Here is an 18,835-nt window from a genome sequence, read left to right as displayed (position 1 = left end):
CAGTGATAGAAAGGGCTTCCTCCCACACCCGAAGCCGAAGGTATGCGCTGATGACCGAGCCGCCCCAGCCGCCGAACCAGCCGCCGAACCCTTCCGGTTACGGGCACTTGCCAGGGCCCCCGCAGCCCGGTTACGGCTTCCCGCCGCAGGGCGAGAACCCGTACGCGCAGCAGCCCCAGCCGCAGGGCCCGTACGGGCAGCAGCCGCAGGGCCCGTACGGCCAGCAGCCGCCCGGCGGCCACGGCTTCCCACCGCCGCCCCCGAACATGCCGCCCGGCGCACCCGGCATGGCGCCCGTGCCGCCCTCCGGGCCGAAGAAGAAGGCGGCCGTGCTGATCGCGGCGGCCGTCGCCGGCGTGCTCGTCCTGGGCGCCGGCGGCTACTTCCTGCTCTTCGACGGCAAGGGCAAGGGCACCGACAAGGTCGTCGGGCAGGACACCACGCCGCCCGCCGACGACAAGGCCTCGCCCTCCGCCTCCGTGGACAAGGGCGACGGCAGCGGCAACGGCGGTGAGGAGGAGCAGGACCTCAACGCCGGCCGCAAGCAGGGCGAGGACAAGGTCCTCTGGTTCAAGACCAGCAAGATCGACGGACCCGGCTCGGGCGTCGACTCCAAGGGGCAGTGGATCGTCGGCGACACCGTCGTCAAGAGCCTCTGGAAGTCGGTCACCGGCTACGGGGTCAAGGACGGCAAGGAGAAGTGGACCCTCACGCTCCCCACCGTGATCTGCGGGGTCACCGACATGACCGCGGACGGTAAGACCGTCGTCATGTACAAGAACGGCGAGTCCGACACCGCCGACTGCAACCAGATGCGGATGATCGACCTCAAGGCCGGCAAGGAGGGATGGACGAAGGAGGTCCCGAAGGAAGGACTCTTCGACATCTTCTCCACCCCGGACCTGGCCCTCACCGGCGACGCCCTCGTCGTCAACCGGATGGGCACGAGCAGCGCGTTCAAGGTCAGCACCGGGGACAAGCTCTTCAGCAACAAGCGGGAAGAGGGCTGCCAGCCCACCGACTTCGTCGCCATGAACGGCAAGATGATCTCGGTCGGGTCCTGCCAGGACGCCGACAAGACCGTCCAGGTCACGGACGCCGACCCGGCCACCGGCAAGAACACCTGGATCTACAAGCTCCCCAAGGGCTTCCAGGTCAAGAACGTCTACTCGCTGGACCCGATCGTCCTCGACCTCGGCAACAGCGAGGGCAAGGAGCGCTCCATCGTGGTCCTCGGACCCGACGGCAAGCAGCGCACCACGGTCTCCGGCGAAGGAACCTTCCCGGTCGGCTGCGGCGGCCTCTTCAACCGCTCGCTCCAGAGCTGCGGTTCCTCCTACGTGGACGCGAACACGCTCTACCTGCCCACCAAGGCCGACATCGGCAAGCCGAACGAGATCGTCGCCTTCGACCTCGCCACCGGCAAGGTGAAGTGGCGCACCCCGGCCGGCGAGGGCCGCACCCTCACCCCGCTGAAGGCGGCGGGCGGCCAGGTCGTCGTCTACCGCGAGGCGGAGAGCGAGAAGGGCGGCGAGGTCCTCACCATCCCGGCCGCCGGCGGCACGCCCACCGCGGTCCTGCGCAACCCGTCCGGCGCCGCCGCCCCGGTGGAGAGCTCCTTCCTCGCCCCGAACGTGGACTACGTGGACGGCCGGCTCTTCGTCTCCGCCTCCCACCTGCAGGCCAAGAACCAGAGCGAGAAGTTCCTGATGGTGTTCGGCAAGTGAGCGACCGACCCGAGAACGAGCAGTCCGCCGAGCCGTCCACCGAGAGGCAGTAGCACCGATGAGTACCCCGCCGCCCCCCAGCCAGCCGCCCTCCGGCGGTTTCGGCGCGCCGCAGGACCCGCCGCCGGGCGGTTTCGGCACGCCCCCGCCCGCCGCCCCGCCCGCGGCCCCTCCCGCGGCCCCGCCCGCACCCCCGGCCATGCCGGCCGGCCCGCCGCAGCCGCCGGCCCAGCCGCCGACGGTTCCGGCCGGGCAGCCCGCGTACGGCTACCCGCAGGAGCAGCCCTACGGCTACCCGCAGCAGCCGCAGCCCGTCACCGCGCCGATGTACGCGGCCCAGAGCCCGGCGGCCCCCGCCGGCGGCGGCAACGAGGTCCGCACCCAGCTGATGATCGTCGGCGCGGCCCTCCTGGCCATCGTCCTCATCGTCGGCGGCGGCTTCTGGTACGTCTCCGGCGAGGACGAGGGCTCCGGCAACCAGCCCGTGGCCGGCGGCAGCGCGAGCCCCGGCGGCGACAAGGCCCCGGGCGGCGGCGGCACCGAGAAGGCCCCGGCCAAGACCAAGTCGAAGACGCTGGTCAACGTCCCGATGCCGGAGTCGGCCGAGATCGTCCAGATCCCCGGCTCCTGGCTCACCGACACCACCTACGCCAAGTCCGACATGGGCAAGGTCGTCGGCTACAACCTGACCGACGGCGCCAAGAAGTGGGAAGTCCCGCTCGGTGCCAACGTCTGCGGTGCCAGCCGCTGGGTCTCGGACAACAAGACCGCGATCCTCTTCGACGAGGCCATGCCGACGGCCGAGAAGAAGTACCAGCCGTGCAACCAGGTCGGCGTCATCGACCTGAACACCGGCAAGCTCCTGTGGAAGGCCAGTGCCAAGTCCCAGACCGGTGGGGACAAGCCGGTCACCTTCGGCGAGGTCACCGTCAGCGGCCAGACCGTCGCCGCGGGCGGCCTGAGCGGCGGCGGTGCCTGGAACCTCGCCGACGGCAAGCCCCTGTGGGCGCCCAAGACCGACGCGGACCGCTGTGCGGACCTCGGCTACGCGGGCGGTCCGGCCCTCGCCGTGATCCGCCGGTGCGGACAGCACCCGAACTACGTGCTGTCCGCCCAGAGCCTCGACCCGGTCACCGGCGCGCAGAAGTCCTCGTACAAGCTCCCCGCGGGCCTCGACTTCGCCCAGATCGTCTCCACGAAGCCGCTGGTCGTCGCGGCGGACGTCAACGACACCTCCAAGAACGCCACGGGCGTCAGCGACCTCTTCGTCCTCGACGACGGGGGCCAGCTCAAGGCGCGCATCCCGCTCACCTCGGGCAACTACGACCCCGAGTGCGGGGCCACCGAGGTCGAGGACTGCACCCACATGGTCGTCGGCAACGGCAAGGTCTACATGCCGACCGAGGAGCACAAGGGCACGACCGACTCCGGCCGCACCAACGAGATCGTCTCCTTCGACCTGGAGACCGGCAAGCTGACCGCCGACCGCGCCGACGCCGGCGAGCGCCACAGCGTGTTCCCGCTGCGCATGGACGGTTCCAATCTCATCGCCTACAAGGTCCCGCCCTACGACGGCGGCGGCCAGGTCGTCTCCATCGACGGCAAGACGATGAAGGAGACCGTCCTCATGCAGAACCCGGCGACCAAGGAATCCCAGCGCGCCGAGACCCAGTACGTGCCGGACGCCCACGAGTACCGCTACGGCAACGGGAAGCTCTTCATCGCCCGTGACGCCGTGAGCAGCAAGTCCTCCGCGTCCTCCGACCCGTACTACACCTTCGTCTCCTTCACGACGGGCTGACCGGCAGCGGCACCCGCGCAGCACCCCCGTAAGGCCACGAAAGCCCCGAAGCCCCCGGAAGATCCGTCCTTCCGGGGGCTTCTGCGCGGTAACCGCACCGCGCCGTCGAACAAGCGTGTAGCTTGCCGGGGCAGAAGGGCGGGGGTGGGTGCCTCAATGGGCGTACGGGTCATGGTGGTCGACGAGCACCGGCTGCTGGCCGAGGCGCTCGCCTCGGCCCTGAAACTGCGCGGCCACCGGGTGCTGGCGGCCGCCGCCCCGGCCGCGGGCGCCGCCGAACTGGTCATCAGCCGCGCCCCTGAGGTCTGCCTGCTGGGCACCGCCACGCCCGCGGAGCCCGGGGTCTTCGAGCCGATCGTCCGGATCAAGCGGGAGCGTCCGCAGATCGCCGTGGTCGTGCTGGGCCCGGTGCCCAGCCCGCGCGGGATCGCCGCCGCCTTCGCGGCCGGCGCCTCGGGGTACGTACGCCACGACGAGCGCATCGAGGGCGTGGAGCGGGCCCTGGCCAAGGCCCGGGCGGGGGAAGTCGCCATCGCGCCGCAGCTGTTGCAGGGAGCCTTCGCGGAGCTGCTCAACCCCGCCGCCCAGCCCGACGACGAGGGCAGCCGGCTGCTGCGACTGCTCACCCCGCGCGAGGTGGAGGTGCTGGTCCGGGTCGCCGAGGGCGAGGACACCCGGCTCATCGCGGCCGGCATGGCCATCGCGCCGAGCACCGCGCGCACGCACGTCCAGCGGGTGCTGATGAAGCTGGGCGTGGGCTCGCGGCTGGAGGCGGCCGCGCTGGCCGCCCGTACCGGGCTGCTGGACCGGGCCGGAGCACCGCCGTCCGGGGCCGCCCGGCTCTGATCGGGGCCGCGGATTTCCCTGGTGGGCCGGATTGGGGTAAGCCGGTGATCAGCACGTGGATTGCGCGTGCGTTCCCACGCGAGAGGCAGCAGGCACGTGAGCGAGACGGCGTCTTCCAAATACCTGGTCACCGGCGGAGCCGGATATGTGGGCGGGGTGGTCGCCGCCCACCTCCTGGAGGCGGGTCACGAGGTCACCGTCCTCGACGACCTCTCCACCGGCTTCCGTTCCGCAGTGCCCGCCGGCGCCGCGTTCATCGAAGGCCGCATCCAGGACGCCGCCGAGTACCTGGACCCCTCCTACGACGGGGTCCTGCACTTCGCGGCCTCCTCGCAGGTCGGCGAATCCGTGGTGAACCCCGGCAAGTACTGGGAGAACAACGTCGGCGGCACCATGGCCCTGCTGGCCGCGATGCGCGGGGCGGGCGTGCGCAGGCTGGTGTTCTCCTCCACCGCGGCCACCTACGGGGAGCCCGGCGACGGGCCGCTGACCGAGTCCTCGGTGACCGCCCCCACCAACCCGTACGGGGCCTCGAAGCTGGCCGTCGACCACATGATCGCGGGGGAGAGCGCGGCGCACGGCCTCGCGGCGGTCTCGCTGCGCTACTTCAACGTGGCCGGGGCGTACGGACAGTTCGGCGAGCTGCACGACCCCGAGACCCACCTGATCCCGCTGGTGCTGCAAGTGGCGCTCGGCGAGCGGGAGTCGATCTCCGTGTTCGGCGAGGACTACCCGACCCCGGACGGCACCTGCGTACGGGACTACATCCACGTCGCCGACCTGGCCGAGGCCCACCTGGCCGCGCTGCGGGTCGCGGTCGAGGGGGAGCACCTGGTGTGCAACCTCGGCAACGGCAACGGGTTTTCGGTCCGCGAGGTCATCGAGACGGTCCGCAAGGTCACCGGGAAGGCGATTCCCGAGGTGGTGGCTCCCCGCCGGGCCGGCGACCCGTCCTTCCTCGTCGCCTCCGCCCGCAGGGCCCACGAACGCCTCGGCTGGACCCCGGCCCGCTCGGACCTCACGGGCATCGTGACGGACGCCTGGAACTTCACCCGCGCCCGGCGCGGCTGACCCCTCCGGCACCTCCGGCCCCAGCGCTGCCCCCCTCTGCTCCACCCGCGCCCCCGCCCCGACCAGGGCGGGGGCGCACGTGCGTTCCGGGCGCGCCCTCGCCGGGCGCTGCGCGCGGGCGCCCGGCGTGCGCACGCCGAGTGAAATACCCTCCGTGCAACTGCCCGTGGCACACGACCGGCCGGAACGGGACCTCCGCTCACGGGAAGTGGACGATTTCAAGCCACCCCGGAGCCCCTTCGGAAGCGCCTCGCCGGAAAATCGCTCGGAAAACTTCTGTAATTCGGCCAACCACGAGCCGACCCCGGCCCTACGCTGATGCGTGACACCGGTGGGGGCCGGTGTTGATTCAGGGGTCGAGACAAGTCGGGTACGACGTCCGGTCCGGGGTAGTGCAGAGATGTCACGGCGGCGGCCGCGGCGCCTGCGGATCACCCGGTCCGGGCGTCGTACCCGCAGTCGTCCGTTCCCCGACCCTTGGGGGTTTTGTGGTCCGTATCCGGGTACTCGTGGTCGACGATCACCGCATCTTCGCCGAATCTCTCGCCGCCGCGCTCGCGGCCGAACCGGACGTGGACGTCTCCGCGGCCGGCAGCGGCCCCGCAGCGCTGCGCTGCCTCGAACGCGCGGTGGCCGAGGGCCGCCGCTTCGACGTCATGCTGGTCGACTCCGACCTGGCCGCCGTCTCCGCGGGCGTCCCCGCCCAGCGGGAGTCCGGCTCCGCCCCGCCCACCGCCGACGGGATCGCGCTGGTGGCAGGCGTACGTGTGTCCCATCCCGGGGTCCGTACGGTCGTGCTCGCCGAGCGCGACGACGCGCGCCGGGCCGCCCTCGCGCTCCAGGCGGGAGCCTCGGGCTGGGTGGCCAAGGACTGCTCGCTCTCGCGGCTCCTGGCCGTCATCCGGGGAGTGCTGCGCGAGGAGACGCACCTGCCGCCCGCGCTGCTCACCGGGGTGCTCCGCGAACTGACCGCGGCGCGCAAGCACCGTACCGACAGCGAACGGCTGGTGGAGTCCCTCACGCCCAGGGAACACGAGGTGCTGCGCTGCATGGTGGCGGGGCTGGGCCGCAAGGACGTGGCCGCGCGGCTGTTCCTCTCCCCGCACACCGTCCGCACCCACATGCAGAACGTGCTGGGCAAGCTGGGCGTGCACTCGACGCTCGCTGCGGTCGCCCTGGCCCGGAGGGCCGGCGTACGGCCCGCGGACCTGCCGGGACTGCCCGGGCAGGGACTAGCCGGGGATGTTGTCGAACGGAGCGGTCAACTGGCGTAGCAGGCCCGCGAGATCGCCGCGCTGCGTCCGCGAGAGCTGGGCCAGGATCGCCCGTTCCTGGGCCAGCAGCCCGGCGAGCGCCTGGTCGGCGCGGTCGCGGCCCTCGGGGCTGAGGCGCACCAGGACCCCGCGGCGGTCGTTGGGGTCCGGCAGCCGTTCGACGAGGCCCTTCTTGGCGAGCCGGTCGATGCGGTTGGTCATGGTCCCGGAGGTCACCAGGGTCTGCGTCAACAACTGGCCGGGGGAGAGCTGGTAGGGGGCGCCGGCCCGCCGCAGCGAGGTCAGGACGTCGAACTCCCACGGCTCCAGGCCGTGCTCGGAAAAGGCCAGCCGGCGGGCGCGGTCGAGGTGCCGCGCGAGCCTGCTGACGCGGCTGAGCACCTCAAGTGGTTCCACGTCGAGGTCAGGGCGTTCCCGCCGCCATGCCGCGACCAGTCGGTCGACCTCGTCCTCCATGCGGATCAGTGTAAAGGGTCTGTCGATGTGAAGTCTCTTTAAATCGAGCATCTCGATGTCGAGTATCTTGACGTCGAGATATATTTTCCGCCACCATGGGGCATGGAGGGGGCCGGAGCAGCTTCCGATTCCGACCGCACCGCCAGCAGGGAGGCTCGAACATGCATTCCGATACCGCGCCGGCCAGGATTCCGGCGTCGACCACGACCACGACGACGGCGCCACCGACATCCGCATCCCCCACGGATGACGCCCCCATCGCCCCCACGGCCCCCACCTGGGACCCGCAGCAGTACCTCCGGCACGCCGGCCACCGGGCCAGGCCCTTCCTCGACCTTCTGGCCCGCATACCCGAGCTCCCCTCCGGAGCCGCCCGCATCGCCGACCTCGGCTGCGGCCCGGGCAACGTCACCGCGCTCATCGCGGACCGCTGGCCGGAAGCCCACATCACCGGCTACGACCTCTCCCCCGAGATGCTCCACCGCGCCGACGCCGAGTACGCCGGGCCCACCGGCGGGGGCGGCACGCTCGATTTCCGGCACGGGAACCTCGCCGACTGGCTCCCGGAGGAGCCCCACGACCTGATCGTCTCCAACGCCGCCTTCCAGTGGGTCCCCGGCCACGCCGGATCCTTCGCCCCCTGGATCAACGGACTGCGCCCCGGCGGCACCTTCGCCTTCCAGATCCCCGGCAACTTCACCGCCCCCAGCCACCGGATCCTCGCCGAGCTGTGCGACACCCCGCGCTGGCGGGCCCGGCTCGCCGGACACGGAGCCCGCTACATCCACATCCTCGAACCCTCCGGATACCTGGAGCGGTTCACCGAACTCGGCTGCGCCGCCGACGTGTGGGAGACCACCTACCACCAGCTGCTCCAAGGCCCCGACCCGGTACTGGACTGGGTCAAGGGCACCGCACTGCGGCCGGTGCTCACCGCGCTGGCCGACGACGAGGAGGCCGCCGAGGCCTTCCTCGCCGAATACCGCGCCCTGCTCCGCGAGGCCTACCCGACGGGCCCCCGCGGCACCGTCTTCCCGTTCCGCCGGATCTTCGCCGTCGCCCGCAGGGAGGCCTGAGCGGGCCCGACCCCACAGGCGTACGGGCCCGCACGGCCCGCCGCGCACCACACGACGGCGCCCCGCCACCGGAATCCGGTGACGGGGCGCCGTCGTGCGCACGCGGTACGGGCTCACTTCTTGCGGTGGCCCACCAGCCGCGGCTTGGCTTCCAGGTTCTCCAGTCCGTGCCAGGACAGGTTCACCAGGTGCGCCGCGACCTCCGCCTTCTTCGGCTGGCGCGTCTCCAGCCACCACTGCCCGGTCAGCGCGACCATCCCGACCAGCGCCTGTGCGTACAGCGGGGCCAGCTTCGGGTCGAAGCCGCGGGCCTTGAACTCAAGGCCGAGGATGTCCTCCACCTGCGTGGCGATGTCACTGATCAGCGAGGCGAAGGTGCCCGTCGACTGGGCCACGGGGGAGTCCCGGACCAGGATCCGGAAACCGTCCGTGTAGTTCTCGATGTAGTCCAGCAGCGCGAACGCCGCCTGTTCCAGCAGCTCCCGCGGGTGCCCGGCCGTCAGCGCGCCCGTCACCCCGTCCAGCAGCTGGCGCATCTCCCGGTCCACGACGACCGCGTAGAGGCCCTCCTTGCCGCCGAAGTGCTCGTAGACCACCGGCTTGGAGACTCCGGCCTTGGCCGCGATCTCCTCCACCGACGTGCCCTCGAACCCCTTCTCGGCGAACAGGGTGCGGCCGATGTCCAGCAGTTGCTGACGCCGTTCGGCGCCCGTCATCCGGACCCGGCGGCTGCGCCTGGGCTTCTCGCTGCTGGAACTGCTGCCGTCGTTTCCCACGCCCCCCATCATGCCGCGTTCGACACTTCTTCCTTGCGCCGGGCGTCGATGCGGGCCTCGGACGGCCAGCGGACGTCGGACGCCCAGCCCAGCTGTTCGAACCAGCGGATCAGCCGCGCACTGGAGTCGACCTGGCCGCGCAGCACACCGTGCCGGGCGGAGGTCGGGTCGGCGTGGTGCAGGTTGTGCCAGGACTCACCGCAGGACAGCACCGCCAGCCACCACACGTTGCCGGAGCGGTCGCGCGACTTGAACGGGCGCTTGCCCACCGCGTGGCAGATCGAGTTGATCGACCACGTCACGTGGTGCAGCAGCGCGACCCGGACCAGGGAGCCCCAGAAGAACGCCGTGAAGGCGCCCCACCACGACATCGTCACCAGACCGCCCACCAGCGGCGGCAGCGCCAGCGAGAACATCGTCCAGAAGACGAAGTCGCGCGAGATGCGGCGGATCGCCGGGTCCTTGATCAGGTCCGGGGCGTACTTCTGCTGGTCGGTCTGCTCCTCGTCGAAGAGCCATCCGATGTGCGCCCACCACAGGCCCTTCATCAGGGCCGGCACCGTCTCGCCGAAGCGCCACGGCGAATGCGGGTCGCCCTCGTGGTCGGAGTACTTGTGGTGCTTGCGGTGGTCGGCCACCCAGCGCACCAGGGGGCCCTCGACCGCCATCGAGCCCATGACCGCCAGGGCGATGCGCAGCGGCCGCTTCGCCTTGAAGGAACCGTGCGTGAAGTAGCGGTGGAAGCCGATGGTGATGCCGTGGCAGGCCAGGAAGTACATGAACACCATCAGGCCCACGTCCAGCCAGCTCACCCCCCAGCCCCAGGCGAGCGGAAGAGCCACCAGCAGTGCGAGGAAGGGGACGGTGATGAACAGCAGCAGCGCGATCTGCTCGACGGACCGCTTGTTCTCACCGCCGAGGGTCGCGGACGGCGCGGACGCGCCGGAAGACGCCGAGGCGTCCTCGATCACGTCGGGACTGATGGTCATAGGTGTGTCCCCTGAGGGTGAGGGAGTCGGCAGGCGCGCCGCCCGGCCATGCGTCCCTACGGACGCGTAACCTACGGCAACGTAAGTATGGCAAAGGTCCCCCGCGGGGCAAGAGGAGCGCGCCCGCAGCAGGGTCCATGGGCCCGAGCCGCAGGGCCGCCGTCCCGCCTGGTGACACACGGGCCTGGTCACCGGTACGGGCCACCTATCCTGGTGTCGTCGGACAGCGCGGTCCGCACGGGCAGCCCGAGCTGCGCATCAGGAGCGGTGGCACCGCCGGACCCACGTCCGGGCGGGCACCACCGCGCGTATCCGGGGCCCACCTCCCAGTAGCGCTCGAAACACTGCAAGGAGCCGCACCTGTGAGCAGTGCCGACCAGGCCCACTCGACCACCGCCACCGCGACGTCCCCCGCCGGCGCCGCCAACGCCGAGCTGCGCGCGGACATCCGCCGCCTCGGCGACCTCCTCGGCGAGACCCTCGTACGCCAGGAGGGCCAGGACCTCCTCGACCTGGTCGAACGCGTCCGAGCCCTCACCCGCACCGACGGCATCGCGGCCGCCGAGCTGCTCGGCGACACCGACCTGGAGACCGCCGCCAAGCTGGTGCGCGCCTTCTCCACCTACTTCCACCTCGCCAACGTCACCGAGCAGGTGCACCGCGGCAAGGAGCTGCGCGCCCACCGCGCCGCCGAGGGGGGCCTGCTGGCCCGCACGGCCGACATGCTCAAGGACGCGGACCCCGAGCACCTGCGCGAGACGGTCAAGAACCTCAACGTCCGCCCCGTCTTCACCGCGCACCCCACCGAGGCGGCCCGCCGCAGCGTCCTGAACAAGCTGCGCCGCATCGCGGCCCTGCTGGAGGAGCCCGTCGCGGGCGCCGGCGAGCGCCGCCGCCACGACCTGCGCCTCGCGGAGAACATCGACCTCGTCTGGCAGACCGACGAGCTGCGCGTGGTCCGCCCGGAGCCCGCCGACGAGGCCCGCAACGCGATCTACTACCTCGACGAGCTGCACGCCGGCGCCGTCGGCGACGTCCTCGAAGACCTCGCCGCCGAGCTCCAGCGCGTGGGCATCGAGATCCCGGCCGGCACCCGCCCGCTCACCTTCGGCACCTGGATCGGCGGCGACCGCGACGGCAACCCCAACGTCACCCCCGACGTGACCCGGGACGTGCTGATCCTCCAGCACGAGCACGGCATCACCGACGCCCTGGAACTCATCGACTTCCTGCGCGGACTGCTGTCGAACTCCATCCGCTACACCGGTGCCACCGAGGAACTCCTCACCTCCCTTCAGGCCGACCTGGAGCGCCTCCCCGAGATCAGCCCGCGCTACAAGCGGCTGAACGCCGAGGAGCCGTACCGCCTGAAGGCCACCTGCATCCGGCAGAAGCTCCTCAACACCCGCGAGCGCCTCGCCAAGGGCATCCCGCACGAGGAAGGCCGCGACTACCTCGGCACCGCCGAGCTGCTCACCGACCTCACCCTCATCCAGACCTCCCTGCGGGAGCACCGCGGCGCTCTCTTCGCCGACGGCCGCATGGACCGCACCATCCGCACGCTGGCCGCGTTCGGCCTCCAGCTCGCCACGATGGACGTGCGCGAGCACGCGGACGCCCACCACCACGCGCTGGGCCAGCTCTTCGACCGGCTCGGCGAGGAGTCCTGGCGCTACGCGGACATGCCCCGCGACTACCGCGGCCGGCTCCTGGCCAAGGAGCTGCGCTCGCGCCGCCCGCTGGCGCCCACCCCGGCCCCGCTCGACGCGGCCGGCCAGAAGACGCTCGGCGTGTTCGGCGCCATCAAGGACGCCTTCGAGAAGTTCGGCCCCGAGGTCATCGAGTCCTACATCATCTCGATGTGCCAGGGCGCCGACGACGTCTTCGCCGCCGCCGTCCTCGCCCGCGAGGCCGGTCTCATCGACCTGCACGGCGGCTGGGCCAAGATCGGCATCGTCCCGCTCCTGGAGACCACCGACGAGCTCAAGGCCGCCGACGTCATCCTCGACGAGATGCTCGCCGACCCCTCCTACAGGCGCCTCGTCTCGCTGCGCGGCGACGTCCAGGAGGTCATGCTCGGCTACTCCGACTCCTCCAAGTTCGGCGGCATCACCACCTCCCAGTGGGAGATCCACCGCGCCCAGCGCCGGCTCCGCGACGTCGCCCACCGCTACGGCGTCCGGCTGCGCCTCTTCCACGGCCGCGGCGGCACCGTCGGCCGTGGCGGCGGCCCCTCGCACGACGCGATCCTCGCGCAGCCCTGGGGCACCCTGGAGGGCGAGATCAAGGTCACCGAGCAGGGCGAGGTCATCTCCGACAAGTACCTCGTCCCCTCGCTGGCCCGCGAGAACCTGGAGCTGACCGTCGCGGCCACCCTCCAGGCCTCCGCCCTGCACACCGCCCCGCGCCAGTCCGACGAGGACCTGGCCCGCTGGGATGCGGCCATGGACACCGTCTCGGACGCCGCGCACGACGCGTACCGCGAGCTCGTCGAGGACCCGGACCTGCCGGCGTACTTCTTCGCCGCCACCCCCGTGGACCAGCTCGCCGACCTGCACCTGGGCTCGCGCCCCTCGCGCCGCCCCGACTCCGGCGCCGGCCTCGACGGCCTGCGCGCCATCCCGTGGGTGTTCGGCTGGACCCAGTCCCGCCAGATCGTCCCCGGCTGGTACGGGGTCGGCTCGGGCCTGAAGGCCCTGCGCGAGGCGGGCCAGGGCGACGCGCTGGCCGAGATGGGCGAGCGCTGGCACTTCTTCCGCAACTTCCTGTCCAACGTCGAGATGACGCTGGCCAAGACCGACCTGCGGATCGCCCGCCACTACGTCGACACCCTGGTGCCCGACGAGCTCAAGCACGTGTTCGCCCGCATCGAGGCCGAGCACGAGCTCACGGTCCGCGAGGTCCTGCGGATCACCGGCGGTGAGAAGCTCCTCGACTCCAACCCGGTGCTCCAGCAGACCTTCTCGGTCCGCGACGCCTACCTGGACCCGATCTCCTACCTCCAGGTCTCCCTGCTGGCCCGCCAGCGCGCGGCCGCCGAGCGCGGCGAGGAAGCGGACCCGATCCTGTCCCGGGCCCTGCTCCTGACCGTCAACGGCGTCGCGGCCGGTCTGCGCAACACCGGCTGAGGTTTCGTACTACGGCACGGCAGAGGGCCCGCACACCGTCAGGTGTGCGGGCCCTCTGCCGTGCCGGCTGTTGCCTGTACTAACTGTTGTACGTGGACTGCGCGCGCTCCAGGCCCTCCTGGATCAGGCATTCCACGGCGTCCGCCGAACGGTCGACGAACCAGTCCAGCTCCTTGCGCTCCGTCGAGGAGAAGTCCTTCAGCACGAAGTCGGCGACCTGCATCCGGCCGGGCGGGCGGCCGATGCCGCAGCGCACCCGGTGGTAGTCGGGTCCCATCGACTTCGTCATCGACTTCAGCCCGTTGTGGCCGTTGTCCCCGCCGCCCAGCTTCAGCCGCAGCGTCGGGTAGTCGATGTCCAGCTCGTCGTGGACCGCGATGATCCGGTCCAGCGGCACCTTGTAGAAGTCCCGCAGCGCCGTCACCGGGCCGCCGGACAGGTTCATGAACGACATGGGCTTGGCCAGCACCACGCGCCGGTTGAGCGGTCCCGGCGGGCCCATCCGGCCCTCGACCACCTGGGCGCGGGCCTTGTGCGCCTTGAACTTGCCGCGCATCCGCTCCGCCAGCAGGTCGGCCACCATGAAACCGATGTTGTGGCGGTTGCCCGCGTACTCCGCACCCGGGTTCCCGAGACCCACGATCAGCCAGGGCGCCGCGTCGTCCGACATCAAAAGCTCCTTATACGAAGACGACCGCCGTCCCGCTCCAGTGGAGCCGGACGGCGGTCGTTCAGCAAGTGCTGAGGGGGAGGCGCGAGGCTCAGGCCTCGGTGCCCTCGGCGGCCGGCTCCTCGGCGCCCGCGCCGATGACCTGCAGGACGGCGATGTCGCCGTCGACGGCCAGCGTGGTGCCGGCCGGCAGGACCAGGTCGGAGGCGGTGATGGTGGCACCGGCCTCCAGGCCCGCGATCGAGACGGTGACCTCGGTCGGGATGTGGGTGGCCTCGGCCTCGACGGAGATGGTGTTCTGGAGGGTCTCCAGCATGTTGCCGCCCGGGGCCAGCTCGCCCTCGGTGACGATCGCGACGTCGACGGTGACCTTCTCGCCCTTCTTGACGATCAGGAAGTCGACGTGGGAGATCGAACGCTTCAGCGGGTGCTTCTGAACGGCCTTCGGGATGACCAGCTCGGTGCCGGCGCCCTCGATGTCCAGGGAGAGCAGGACGTTCGGGGTGCGCAGCGCCAGCTGGAGCGCGTGGGCGTCCACGTTGACGTGCTTCGGGTCGGTGCCGTGGCCGTAGATGACCGCGGGGGTCAGGGCGTCGCGGCGGGCCTGGCGGGCAGAGCCCTTGCCGAAGTTTTCGCGGACCTTCGCGGCAAGCTTGATCTCGGACATGCTCACTCCTCGTGGGGTGACGGAAATGGACGACAGTCACCCGGCCGGAACACGGCCTGCTACGAAGAGCGCGTCGATAACGGAGCATCCACACCTGTGGAAAACAGGTACGGCCTCCCTCGCCGAGCAACTCAAGGAGTGTACCCGGCGGGGAGGCCGTACCCAAAAATGATCTAGCGCACAGCGGACGTGCTTACTGCTGCTCTTCGAACAGGCTGGTGACCGAGCCGTCCTCGAAGACCTCGCGCACGGCGCGGGCGATCATCGGGGCGATGGAGAGCACCGTGATCTTGTCGAGCTCCAGGTCGGACGGGTCCGGCAGGGTGTTCGTGAACACGAACTCGCTGACCTTGGAGTTCTTCAGGCGGTCGGCGGCCGGGCCCGACAGGATGCCGTGCGTGGCCGTCACGATGACGTCCTCGGCGCCGTGCGCGAAGAGCGCGTCGGCGGCGGCGCAGATGGTGCCGCCCGTGTCGATCATGTCGTCGACCAGGACGCAGACGCGGCCCTTGACCTCGCCGACGACCTCGTGGACGGTCACCTGGTTGGCGACGTCCTTGTCACGGCGCTTGTGCACGATCGCCAGGGGGGCGTCCAGACGGTCGCACCAGCGGTCGGCGACGCGTACGCGGCCGGCGTCCGGGGAGACGATCGTCAGCTTGGAGCGGTCGACCTTGGCACCGACGTAGTCCGCGAGGACCGACAGGGCCGAAAGGTGGTCGACCGGGCCGTCGAAGAAGCCCTGGATCTGGTCGGTGTGCAGGTCGACCGTGAGGATGCGGTCCGCACCCGCGGTCTTCAGCAGGTCCGCGACCAGGCGGGCCGAGATCGGCTCGCGGCCCTTGTGCTTCTTGTCCTGGCGGGCGTACCCGTAGGACGGGACGATCACGGTGATGGAGCGTGCCGACGCGCGCTTGAGCGCGTCGATCATGATGAGCTGCTCCATGATCCACTTGTTGATCGGAGCCGTGTGGCTCTGGATCAGGAAGCAGTCCGCGCCACGCGCCGACTCCTGGAAGCGGACGTAGATCTCGCCGTTCGCGAAGTCGAAAGCCTTGGTCGGCACGAGGCCGACACCGAGCTGGTGCGCGACCTCCTCGGCCAGCTCGGGGTGGGCGCGGCCGGAGAAGAGCATCAGCTTCTTCTCGCCGGTCGTCTTGATCCCGGTCACAGCACTGTCTCCTCAGACGTGGGAAAGCTGCTCGCCCCCATGTGCGTCCGTCCCGCACACGGTGAGCCAGCCGAATTGCGTTCGCCTATCACGGTACGCCGTCTCGGGCGTAGCCGTTTCCGGTCAGTTCACCTCAGCGTTCGGCGGAGTCCTCGTGGACCGCCGACTGAGCCGCTGTGGCGGCGGCACTTCCCGGACGCTTGCGGGCCACCCAGCCCTCGATATTCCGCTGCTGGCCACGGGCCACGGCCAGGGCGCCGGGCGGCACGTCCTTCGTGATCACGGAGCCGGCGGCCGTGTAGGCGCCGTCCCCGATGGTGACGGGAGCCACAAACATGTTGTCCGAACCCGTCTTGCAGTGTGAGCCGACGGTGGTGTGGTGCTTGTGCTCACCGTCGTAGTTCACGAACACGCTGGCCGCGCCGATGTTCGTGTACTCGCCGATCGTCGCGTCGCCGACGTAGGACAGGTGCGGGACCTTGGTGCCCTCGCCGATCGTGGCGTTCTTCATCTCCACGTACGTACCGGCCTTGGCCTTCGGGCCCAGGTTGGTGCCCGGGCGCAGGTACGCGAAGGGGCCGACGCTCGCCGCCGCGCCGACGACGGCGGTGTCCGCCACCGTGTTGTCCACGCGGGCGCCCGCACCGACGTGCGTGTCCTTCAGGCGGGTGTTGGGGCCGACCTCGGCGTGCTCAGCGATGTGCGTGGTGCCGAGGAGCTGGGTGCCGGGGTGCACGATCGCGTCCTGGCCGAAAGTCACCGTCACGTCGACGAGCGTGCTCGCCGGGTCGACGATCGTCACGCCGGCGAGCATGGCGCGCTCCAGCAGGCGGGCGTTCAGCAGTGCGCGGGCCTCGGCGAGCTGGACCCGGTTGTTGATCCCGAGGATCTGCCGGTGGTCCGCGCCCACGGCCGCGCCGACGCGGTGGCCGGACTCGCGCAGGATGCCGAGCACGTCGGTGAGGTACTCCTCGCCCTGGCTGTTGTCGGTGCGGACCTTGCCGAGGGCGTCCGCGAGGAGGGCGCCGTCGAAGGCGAAGACCCCGGAGTTGATCTCGCGGATGGCGCGCTGGGCGTCGGTGGCGTCCTTGTGCTCGACGATGGCGGTGACCGCCCCGTCGGCGCCGCGGATGATCCGGCCGTACCCGGTGGAGTCGGGGACCTCGGCGGTCAGCACGGTGACGGCGTTGCCGTCGGCCTCGTGCGTGGCCGTCAGCGAGGCCAGGGTCTCGCCGGTCAGCAGCGGGGTGTCGCCGCAGACGACGACCACGGTGCCGGCGGGGCGGTCCGTGCCGAGCTCTTCGAGGGCCATCCGGACGGCGTGCCCGGTGCCGTTCTGCTCGTACTGGACCGCGGTGCGGACGTCGGCGTCGATCGCGGCGAGGTGCGCGGTGACCTGCTCGCGGGCGTGCCCGACGACGACGACGAGGTGGGTGGGGTCCAGCTCGCGGGAGGCGGCGACGACGTGACCGACGAGCGAGCGCCCGCTGATCTCGTGCAGAACCTTGGGTGTGGCCGACTTCATGCGGGTGCCTTCACCCGCTGCGAGTACGACGACGGCTGCCGGGCGGTTGGCGCTCACGGGTGTGCCCTTCGGCTTCGGGTGGTGGACCCGTGAAGGATACCGGTGGGTTTAAGGCCCTAAACGAGGGCGGGTCCCGACTGGGAAAGCCAGGACCCGGACCGTGGAGCTCCCCTGTCAGGACTCGAACCCGAACATAAGGCACCAAAAGCCTCAGTGCTGCCAATTACACCACAGGGGATTAACGGACTAAACCGGACATTGAGCCCTGGTGGTTGAGCCGCCGGGACCTACTATGCCGCACCAGGCGCCCTGAATGCGACGGTACAAATCCGTGCCCTTGAGCGGGATTTCCGGTCGCCTCCGGACCGGGGCCGCTGCGTAGGCTGGACCGTATGACCAGTACGGGGGAAGAGCAGGGAGAGGCGGGGGCCGGGCGGGACGGGCCCCTGTGGTGGGAGCGGCGCAGGTCGGCCGTGTTGGACGTGGGGCTCGCCGGGGTGTCCGCCGTCGAGTGCGGGGTGGAAGGCGTCGGGTTCGCCCACGAGGCGGGCATCCCGGTCTTCGCCGGAGTGCTGTTCGGGCTGCTGGTCGGGTCGGTGCTCGTCCTGCGGCAGCGCTGGCCGATCGTCGTGGTGCTGGTCGGCATCGCGGTGTCGCCGGCGGCCATGGGGTTCCTGCTCGGGGTGGTCGGGCTGTACACGCTGGCCGCCTCCGAGGTGCCCCGGCGGATCACCGGGACCCTGGCGTCGATGTCGCTGGCCGCGACCTTCGTGGTGATGTACATGCGCACCCGGGCCGACCCCGATGTCACCCTCACCATCGTCATCACCCTGTCCGTGTTCGTGGCGGTGGCGCTGACCGTGCCGCCGGTGCTGTTCGGGCTGTACACGGCGGCCCGCAGACGGCTGATGGAGAGCCTGCAGGAGCGGGCGGACTCGCTGGAGCGGGAGCTGTCGCTGCTCGCGGACCGGGCGGAGGAACGGGCCGAGTGGGCCCGTACGGAGGAGCGGACCCGCATCGCGCGGGAGATGCACGACGTCGTGGCGCACCGGGTGTCGCTCATGGTGGTGCACGCGGCGGCGCTCCAGGCGATCGCCGCCAAGGACCCCGTGAAGGCGGCCAAGAACGCGGCGCTGGTCGGGGACATGGGACGGCAGGCGCTGACGGAGCTGCGGGAGATGCTCGGGGTGCTCCGGGCGGAGGCGCCGAAGCCGGCGGCCGTGACGGCACCGGTGGCGGCTCTGGTGGGGAGCTTCGACGACGGGCCGACGCTGGGCGAGCTGGAGGCGCTGGTCGGACAGTCGCGGGCGGCCGGGATGGCCGTGGAGCTGGACGTGCGCGGCGAGTACCGCGCGTACGTGGCGGAGGTGGAGCAGACCGCCTACCGGGTGGTGCAGGAGGCGCTGACCAACTGCCACAAGCACGCCGCGGGCGCACGGGTGGTCGTACGGCTGGCGCACCGGGAGGGGGAGGTGGCCATGCAGGTGGAGAACGGCCCCTGCGACGGCAAGGCGGCCGAGCCGGGACTGCCGAGCGGCGGGAACGGCCTGGTCGGGATGCGCGAGCGGGTGCTCGGACTGGGCGGGGTGTTCGTGTCCGGCCCGACGGACGAGGGCGGCTTCAAGGTCTCGGCGGTCCTGCCGAGCGAGCGGGGGTAG

At 71.1% G+C, this 18,835-nt stretch carries 15 protein-coding genes and 1 tRNA gene; 8 read left to right on the top strand and 8 right to left on the bottom strand.

Annotated features, from left to right (window positions below; genetic code table 11):
- Positions 1-50 precede the first annotated feature (50 nt).
- From AC061S_RS06930 to AC061S_RS06910, 5 genes are all read left to right on the top strand, one after another.
- Positions 51-1,727 (top strand): outer membrane protein assembly factor BamB family protein, encoded by a 1,677-nt coding sequence (locus AC061S_RS06930; RefSeq protein ID WP_478684951.1) that lies wholly within the window; start codon positions 51-53, stop codon positions 1,725-1,727.
- A gap of 58 nt (positions 1,728-1,785) precedes the next feature.
- On the top strand, positions 1,786-3,528 hold the full coding sequence (locus AC061S_RS06925) for an outer membrane protein assembly factor BamB family protein (protein WP_478684950.1): 1,743 nt from the start codon (positions 1,786-1,788) through the stop codon (positions 3,526-3,528).
- Positions 3,529-3,684: 156 nt separating this feature from the next.
- On the top strand, positions 3,685-4,374 hold the full coding sequence (locus AC061S_RS06920; RefSeq protein ID WP_478685103.1) for a response regulator transcription factor: 690 nt from the start codon (positions 3,685-3,687) through the stop codon (positions 4,372-4,374).
- A gap of 96 nt (positions 4,375-4,470) precedes the next feature.
- Complete coding sequence (galE, locus tag AC061S_RS06915; protein ID WP_478684949.1) at positions 4,471-5,445, top strand: UDP-glucose 4-epimerase GalE; 975 nt, start codon at positions 4,471-4,473, stop codon at positions 5,443-5,445.
- 488 nt (positions 5,446-5,933) lie between these two features.
- Positions 5,934-6,719 carry a response regulator transcription factor gene (locus tag AC061S_RS06910; RefSeq protein ID WP_478684948.1) on the top strand — a complete coding sequence of 262 codons (786 nt, stop codon included), beginning with the start codon at positions 5,934-5,936 and terminating at the stop codon, positions 6,717-6,719.
- Here the strand turns inward: AC061S_RS06910 and AC061S_RS06905 are convergent.
- A complete protein-coding gene (locus AC061S_RS06905) occupies positions 6,678-7,175 on the bottom strand; it encodes a MarR family winged helix-turn-helix transcriptional regulator (protein ID WP_243335294.1) in 498 nt (165 codons plus the stop codon). The two genes, AC061S_RS06910 and AC061S_RS06905, sit on opposite strands and share 42 nt — an antisense overlap.
- Before the next feature lie 161 nt (positions 7,176-7,336).
- Here AC061S_RS06905 and AC061S_RS06900 point away from each other — a divergent pair, with 161 nt between their 5' ends.
- The gene (locus AC061S_RS06900; RefSeq protein WP_478684947.1) at positions 7,337-8,251 is read left to right on the top strand and encodes a trans-aconitate 2-methyltransferase; all 915 of its coding nucleotides are present in this window, start codon (positions 7,337-7,339) and stop codon (positions 8,249-8,251) included.
- A 113-nt stretch (positions 8,252-8,364) separates the two neighbouring features.
- On the opposite strand, the gene AC061S_RS06895 is transcribed toward AC061S_RS06900, so the two are convergent.
- Both AC061S_RS06895 and AC061S_RS06890 read right to left on the bottom strand, forming a co-directional pair.
- Positions 8,365-9,036: a TetR/AcrR family transcriptional regulator gene (locus AC061S_RS06895; protein ID WP_250737780.1), complete on the bottom strand. Its 672-nt coding sequence runs from the start codon at positions 9,034-9,036 to the stop codon at positions 8,365-8,367.
- Complete coding sequence (locus AC061S_RS06890; protein ID WP_478684946.1) at positions 9,036-10,016, bottom strand: acyl-CoA desaturase; 981 nt, start codon at positions 10,014-10,016, stop codon at positions 9,036-9,038. Before AC061S_RS06890 ends, AC061S_RS06895 begins: the two co-directional genes overlap by 1 nt.
- A 362-nt stretch (positions 10,017-10,378) precedes the next feature.
- On the opposite strand from AC061S_RS06890, the gene ppc reads away from it, so the two are divergent.
- Positions 10,379-13,144 carry a phosphoenolpyruvate carboxylase gene (gene ppc, locus AC061S_RS06885; protein ID WP_478684945.1) on the top strand — a complete coding sequence of 922 codons (2,766 nt, stop codon included), beginning with the start codon at positions 10,379-10,381 and terminating at the stop codon, positions 13,142-13,144.
- A gap of 79 nt (positions 13,145-13,223) precedes the next feature.
- On the opposite strand, the gene pth is transcribed toward ppc, so the two are convergent.
- From pth to AC061S_RS06860, 5 genes are all read right to left on the bottom strand, one after another.
- Positions 13,224-13,814 (bottom strand): aminoacyl-tRNA hydrolase, encoded by a 591-nt coding sequence (pth, locus tag AC061S_RS06880; RefSeq protein ID WP_327253105.1) that lies wholly within the window; start codon positions 13,812-13,814, stop codon positions 13,224-13,226.
- 91 nt (positions 13,815-13,905) lie between these two features.
- Positions 13,906-14,481 carry a 50S ribosomal protein L25/general stress protein Ctc gene (locus tag AC061S_RS06875; protein ID WP_327253104.1) on the bottom strand — a complete coding sequence of 192 codons (576 nt, stop codon included), beginning with the start codon at positions 14,479-14,481 and terminating at the stop codon, positions 13,906-13,908.
- Positions 14,482-14,674: 193 nt separating this feature from the next.
- Positions 14,675-15,652: a ribose-phosphate diphosphokinase gene (locus tag AC061S_RS06870; RefSeq protein ID WP_112451977.1), complete on the bottom strand. Its 978-nt coding sequence runs from the start codon at positions 15,650-15,652 to the stop codon at positions 14,675-14,677.
- Between the two features lie 133 nt (positions 15,653-15,785).
- Complete coding sequence (glmU, locus tag AC061S_RS06865) at positions 15,786-17,234, bottom strand: bifunctional UDP-N-acetylglucosamine diphosphorylase/glucosamine-1-phosphate N-acetyltransferase GlmU (protein WP_478684944.1); 1,449 nt, start codon at positions 17,232-17,234, stop codon at positions 15,786-15,788.
- Between the two features lie 109 nt (positions 17,235-17,343).
- Positions 17,344-17,415: transfer RNA gene (locus AC061S_RS06860), tRNA-Gln, on the bottom strand.
- 154 nt (positions 17,416-17,569) lie between these two features.
- Between AC061S_RS06860 and AC061S_RS06855 the strand changes: the two genes are divergently transcribed.
- The gene (locus tag AC061S_RS06855; RefSeq protein ID WP_478684943.1) at positions 17,570-18,835 is read left to right on the top strand and encodes a sensor histidine kinase; all 1,266 of its coding nucleotides are present in this window, start codon (positions 17,570-17,572) and stop codon (positions 18,833-18,835) included.

It is taken from the genome of Streptomyces sp. CA189 (genome assembly GCF_056428985.1).
This window is presented reverse-complemented; position numbering and strand designations above follow the sequence as displayed.